This is a genomic window from Hyella patelloides LEGE 07179 (assembly GCF_900659865.1).
Lineage (GTDB): Bacteria > Cyanobacteriota > Cyanobacteriia > Cyanobacteriales > Xenococcaceae > Hyella > Hyella patelloides.
On the sequence record NZ_LR214136.1, the window covers coordinates 1 to 5,345 of the forward strand.

The following is a 5,345-nucleotide window of genomic DNA, read 5'->3' on the forward strand; positions in this document are numbered from 1 at the left end:
CGAAAGCAATGATGAAGCAAGTAGTAGCTGCGAGAAGACAGGGGATCATCAACACACCAAACCAACCTACGTAGAGGCGGTTGTTAGTGCTAGTAACCCACTGACAAAACTTCTCCCAAGAGCTGGCGCTTTCGCGCTGCTGTAGAGTAGTAGTCATAAAATTTATAATTCCTTTATGTATTTAATTGTCAAGGTTCGTTTGCTTTGACACCTTTAATATTAGAGAAAAGTTAGAGTTTTGTAAACCCTTTCTAACAAAATATTTACTTATATCAAGTATTAGTTATTTTAATGATTGATTATGAGCCACAAAATTACCTATAGTCCCGCCTACACAATAGTTCCGACTTACGAGTGTTTCAATCGATGTAGTTACTGCAATTTTCGAGTCGATATTGGTAAAGATTCTTGGCTGACAATGACTGAAGCAAAAAGTGTTTTCAAAAAGCTCTTACCAAAAGAAGTTATTGAGATTTTAGTGCTTAGTGGAGAAGTACACCCCAATTCTGCAAGGCGTGAGGATTGGTTTCAAAGAATTGAGAATATTTGTGAATTAGCATTATCTATGGGCTTTTTACCCCATACCAATGTGGGTCCTCTTAGTTTGTTGGAGATGGAGAGGTTAAAAGGAGTTAACGTATCTATGGGGCTGATGCTAGAGCAATTAACACCCACTTTACTGAAAACTGTTCATAAGTATGCACCCAGTAAACGACCAGAAACACGCCTACAACAGCTAGAATGGGCAGGAAAATTACAAATTCCTTTTACAACAGGATTGCTGTTAGGTATTGGGGAAACTAAAACAGATCGTATTACAAGTTTATCAGCGATCGCGAAAATCCAGAAACAATGGGGTCATATTCAGGAAGTTATCTTACAGCCCCACAGTTTAGGCAGTCAGCAAAGTTATCAAAATGAGAATTTTCCTCTTGAAGATTTACCAGCATTAATCGCAGATTCCAGAAGCATTTTACCCGAAAATATTACGATTCAAATACCACCAAACTTAATCGGAACACCAGAGTTACTTTGGGCTTGTATAGAAGCAGGTGCTAGAGATTTGGGTGGTATTAGCCCCAGAGATGAAGTAAATCCCGATTATCCTCATCTGACTGCTAAATATTTAAAAACTATTTTGAAACCGATGGGTTGGGAATTGATACCTCGTTTACCTGTATACCCACAATACTATGATTGGTTGTCGCCCAAGCTACAAAAAAGCCTTAAAGCTAAAGAAAATGACCTCAAAAACGCAGAAACAATGGTAGAAACTTCTAAAGTGAAAGAAGAATAACTTTATTAGAGGAATCTACTCAAAGTGTTTACTATTTCTCAAGAGCAAAAACATTATCATACCTATATCCTGACCGACGAAGAGGCTAAGTCTCAGATCGAGGTAGTACCAGAAAGAGGAGGAATTATTACTCGCTGGCGCATCAACGATCGAGAAATTTTGTATTTGGATGAAGAAAGATATGCTGACCCCACTAAGACTGTCCGAGGGGGTGTCCCCATTTTATTTCCTATCTGCGGTAACTTACCCTATGATACTTTCAACTACCAAGGGGAATCATACAAATTGGTGCAGCATGGCTTTGGTCGTCGTATACCTTGGAAAGTGAGAGAAACAAATAACAGTAATTGCGCCAGTATCACCATCACCCTAGAAAGCGATCAAGAGACTTTAAGGGTTTATCCTTTTGAATTTGCAGTTAGCTATACCTACGAGTTACGGGGTAACAGTGTCAAAATTTCGCAGACTTACACTAATAATTCAGAGGTTGAAATGCCTTTTTCGGCTGGTTTTCATCCCTATTTCCAGATCGGAGATAAACAAAAACTAGAGGTAGAGATTCCTGGAACTGAGTATACAGATAACCTCAGCAAGGCTACCATAAAATTTTCAGGAGAGTTCGATTATCAAAAAGATGAAATAGATGCTGCTTTTACCTCCATAACAGCTAATAGTACTTCATTTAGCGATCGCGATCGCCAAAAAAAAGTAACAATTAAATACTCCGATCTTTTCTCTACTCTGGTTTTTTGGACGGTTAAGGGCAAGAATTTTATCTGTGTTGAACCTTGGAGTGCGCCTCGTAATGGAATTAATACAGGAGAACAAATAATGATCGTGAAACCTGGTACAAGCTGCAAAGCTGATGTAGAAATGATTTGCGAACAAATTTGATTCTTTACTTGTCTTTCTAAAAAAGTTCTGTTAGGATTATAAATCGTTGGACAAAACCAAATTTGTTCTGGGTCGCTAACTCAGTTGGTAGAGTATCCGGCTTTTAACCGGCTTGTCCTGGGTTCGAGTCCCAGGCGACCCATATATCCTCGCGTCTATATTCCTAAGACTTTCACCCAGGACAAACCTAAGTCAAAAGCCTACTTATACTCAAAAATTACTCACTTACCTATTATTCCCATATAGTCAAACGGGTAAAAAAGAGTAATTTAAGCGACATCATAAAAACCTGATTTAAGATTATCTTTTCTGTAAAGTAAAAAAAGACCAGGCATTATATACAGGGCTATTTCATTCTAAAAAGAGACGTAATGTGCTTAAGGCTAAATTGACACTGACGTTGTGCCTGAGCCATGTTGTCAAATCCAGCATCCCGATATAAATTGAGAGCTAAGTTACGTGCTTCCGCTAAAATCTGAGGCAAAGGGTCAGTCCGAATCCTCGATTTGTCTTCCCCTTGGGTAACGTCACGAACATAGTGAACTTGATTTTCTACGCCCCAGTAACCGCGAATTCTTTGATAGAACTTTAATGCTGATTCTGTTAGGTCAGAGATATAGTATCTAGTACTAAACTCGGTTTTAGCTCTAAGTTGACGTTCAGATTCTACTTTGATGACTGTCTTGACACTCAACCATTCAGGTAACTTTAAATCTATATAAGCAGTGCTGACTTTTCGTTTTTCTATTCTTCCATGCCCTTTGCAGATACTGTCAAAACTGTCATGTTCAGTAAACTGTGCTTGAACAGATCGATATAGTTTAGGCTGGTTTCCAATGAGATGCTGCAAGATAATGGTTTTTGCTCTCAATAATTGTCTCAATCGTTTTTTTGTGTATTGTTAGGGGTCGAGCCAGAGGTCGCCCTCTGACACTCCCATTCAAAACGCATCATGCGACTTTCACCGCAATGCGCTCCTCCTGGCTTTTCAGTACTCTATTTTCCTTCTCTAAACCACAGTAAAATGACATTTTGCAAGCTGTTAACCGAAGGGTTATGCGAGAGGAAAATCCGAAACCTATTAGTCTCGCAATTTGTATACGTAATGGATTTTACCTGTTAAACAGTTGTGTCAGTATTCTGTATTAGTCTTTTAAGAAGTACTTAGAACCTTAATCAGACTCAGGGCAGTACGGAGCGCAGATCCCGCGAATTACGCGCATCCTTGTCAGGCATTGCCTGTTTGATATTTCAGGCTAGGCATTGGCTTTTTACTGCATCCTACTCCCATACTTCTTGCGCTTCACATCTGACTTGTCGTTTATTGACAGAAGCATGGGGTTATCCTGTTCCCTATCATCATTTCGCGTTGTCCTTAGCCCCCAATCTATACTCCGAGAGGTATAATGGTGAGATTATCAAAGGCCGACATTTTGATAACATTTTATTTAGACAATTAAAATCTCAATAAAAACCTCTAATTGCCTTTTGGCTGTAGTGTAAAAGCCATTTCCACTACTTCTTTGTCACGAAGTTTACGAATGGTTAGAATTAGCTTGGTAGCTAACCGTAAGACACCTCAATTGAGTTAAACTGTCTTACCCATGTTGAGCATAGACAACTTCCCTTGCAGAGTTACCAGTTTTGGCTACTAGCTATCCGCTTTTCGACTAGCTTCGCACCAAGATGATGTTACTTCTAAGCACGTAGTCGAGGGATTCAAACGTCTCACTCGTCGGTGGGAATTGAACCCACATGAATCAAGAGTTATTTAAATTTCAAGGTTCTGAAATTAAACTCAGCGTTCCTATAAATGATGTAATACATTAATAGTTAAGCTGAACAGGTCGCACGATTGCATCAAAGGCAAAAACTACTCCTTCAACGGCTAAAGTCTCAATTAGTTTAGGTATTGCGGTAATTTCGTTACTTTTCCCTTTAACCTTTTCTGGTCTTAAAATTAGCCCTCTTTCAACTAACGGGACTTAAACAATTTTGATAGTCATAATAAGGTATAATGATTGTGCTAAGTGACTTGAGCATTACTAATTATAGCGTTCGCCATCATGAAAGAAACTACTCCCGCAGCCATGCCCCCGTGCAATGAAGCGATGGTGTAAAAAGTTCGATGATTTACTTAGGACTAAAGCTCAGAAAAGGGAGTTCAGACACTATAAAGGCATGATTATTGGGAGAAAGTCAGCGAAAAAATCTATCTCAAATCGCGAGAGACTCGGTAGAAGTCACATACCACAAATTACACCATTGTCTTGATGCAGTCGCTCATGGGGGAAACCCCCAAGACCGCGCTGCATCGCTTCTTGACTGAAGCAACTTGGTCAGCAGACAAGATTAACGAGCGTCGCTTAGAAGTAATGAGTAAATCCAACCAAACTAGAATCAGTCAAGGATTTAGTCTAATTGTTGACGATAGTGGACATAGAAAAAGCGATGCGACCCCGCGCCGACGACAGGCGCAAGGGAACGCGCATCAAGACAGTGGAAATTTTACAGCAGGAGTAGGTCGTCAGTACATCGGGGAAATCGGTAAAACTGATAATGGAAATGTAGTGGTAACAACACATCGTCTTGGTGCGCGTTCCTTGGGCGAGGAAACCTCGCCAGGGTCGCACCGCTTTATGATGGAAAAAAAAGCTTACCTTTAGACATAGAATTATATCAACATGGTAATTCGTTACCATTCGGAAAGAAAGACCCAGAATTTAAGAAAAAACCAGAGTTAGCTTTAAGTTTAATTGATAAAACTCTTGAAAGAGGATATAAACCAGGAATAGTCTTAATTGATTCAGGATATGGGAACAATACGACTTTTTTATCGAAGCTCGATACAAGAAAATTGAATTATTTAGGGGGAATAGCTAAAAATAGAAAAATTACTGTTAATCAAAGAGATAATATTGCATTCATGCGAATAGATAAGTTTGCAGAAAGCTTATCAGAAGATGCTTTTACACAAGTAACGCTAAATTTAGATAAACCAAAAAAAGTTTGGGTGACAACAGAAGAAGTTGAAATTGCTGCCTTCAAAGAAAAAAGAATTGTTGCTATCGTAGGAGATGCGGATACTTTTTCAATGGCTACAGATATTGATTATTTTATTACAAATGTCTCCCCAGATATTGTAACTCCAGAA

Annotated in this window: 3 protein-coding genes, 1 tRNA gene and 2 pseudogenes; 4 read left to right on the top strand and 2 right to left on the bottom strand. The window is 39.1% G+C overall.

Features of this window, described 5'->3' with window-relative positions; translation table 11 throughout:
• Positions 1-157 (bottom strand): annotated as a pseudogene (locus H1P_RS30690) (photosystem II q(b) protein); the annotation flags it as partial.
• A gap of 144 nt (positions 158-301) precedes the next feature.
• Between H1P_RS30690 and cofG the strand changes: the two are divergent.
• The 3 genes from cofG (at position 302) to H1P_RS30705 (ending at position 2,333) form a co-directional block, all read left to right on the top strand.
• The gene (gene cofG / locus H1P_RS30695; protein ID WP_144874896.1) at positions 302-1,297 is read left to right on the top strand and encodes a 7,8-didemethyl-8-hydroxy-5-deazariboflavin synthase subunit CofG; all 996 of its coding nucleotides are present in this window, start codon (positions 302-304) and stop codon (positions 1,295-1,297) included.
• A gap of 24 nt (positions 1,298-1,321) precedes the next feature.
• A complete protein-coding gene (locus H1P_RS30700) occupies positions 1,322-2,191 on the top strand; it encodes an aldose epimerase family protein (RefSeq protein WP_144874898.1) in 870 nt (289 codons plus the stop codon).
• 69 nt (positions 2,192-2,260) lie between these two features.
• A tRNA-Lys gene (locus H1P_RS30705) sits at positions 2,261-2,333 on the top strand.
• Between the two features lie 204 nt (positions 2,334-2,537).
• On the opposite strand, the gene H1P_RS30710 is transcribed toward H1P_RS30705, so the two are convergent.
• Complete coding sequence (locus tag H1P_RS30710; protein ID WP_144874900.1) at positions 2,538-3,074, bottom strand: ISAs1 family transposase; 537 nt, start codon at positions 3,072-3,074, stop codon at positions 2,538-2,540.
• 1,183 nt (positions 3,075-4,257) lie between these two features.
• Between H1P_RS30710 and H1P_RS30715 the strand changes: the two are divergent.
• Positions 4,258-5,345: pseudogene (locus H1P_RS30715) on the top strand (transposase); the annotation flags it as partial.

What these genes read in the sequence shown, in the direction of transcription:
- cofG (WP_144874896.1), top strand. Translation starts at nt 302, where the DNA reads ATGAGCCACAAAATTACCTATAGTCCCGCCTACACAATAGTTCCGACT.